This is a genomic window from Filifactor villosus (assembly GCF_042652965.1).
GTDB lineage: Bacteria > Bacillota > Clostridia > Peptostreptococcales > Filifactoraceae > Filifactor > Filifactor villosus.
On record NZ_JBHSHL010000017.1, the window covers coordinates 1 to 725 of the forward strand.

Here is a 725-nt window from a genome sequence, read left to right on the forward strand (position 1 = left end):
AAGAATTGGTGCGTGTAGGAAGAGTTGGTGCAAGATCTATCTTGGAAGTCGAAGAAGAGTTTGAAGATAGAGTATCTGAGAATACAAAGAAGGAATTAGAGAAACTCTCTGCACTGTTTATGGGGGATATCAGATATGTCCATTAAGGAAAATGCAAAGTTCTTAAAGCTCGCTTACACCTTTCGCTATGCAGAAAAACGAATCAAAGAAGCAGAAGAACATGGGGAACCGATCAGCTGTTTCTTGCAAGACCTATTGGAAAAGGAGGCTGCTCTAAGACGAGAAAATGGAATAACAAAGAGGATAAAACAGGGCAAATTTCCTCATAAAAAATACTTGATCGACTTTAAAACCGATCACATGAATAAAGAACTGGTAAGACGAATAAACTCTCTGAAAACACTTGACTTTATTGAAGAAAACAAAAATGTCATACTGATTGGAAACCCCGGAACAGGCAAGACGCATTTAGCTATTGCACTGGGGATCGAAGCTTGCATGAAAGGAATGAGCGTACTATATACGAGTGTCCCCAACCTTGTCATAGAGCTGAAAGAAGCCATGAGCTTGAATCAAATCAGCTTATACAGGAGAAAATTTGAGCGTTATGATCTTGTGATTCTGGATGAACTTGGTTATATCTCCTTCGACAAAGAAGCAAATGAGATCCTTTTTAACCTGATATCAAACAGAAACGACACAGGTTCCATCCTTATAACGACGAA

At 38.9% G+C, this 725-nt stretch carries 1 protein-coding gene; it reads left to right on the forward strand.

Annotated elements, in window-relative coordinates; genetic code table 11:
• Positions 1–135 precede the first annotated feature (135 nt).
• Positions 136–725, forward strand: a 590-nt coding sequence (locus ACFO4R_RS05360) for an ATP-binding protein (protein ID WP_379788017.1), incomplete at its 3' end; no start/stop codon positions are given.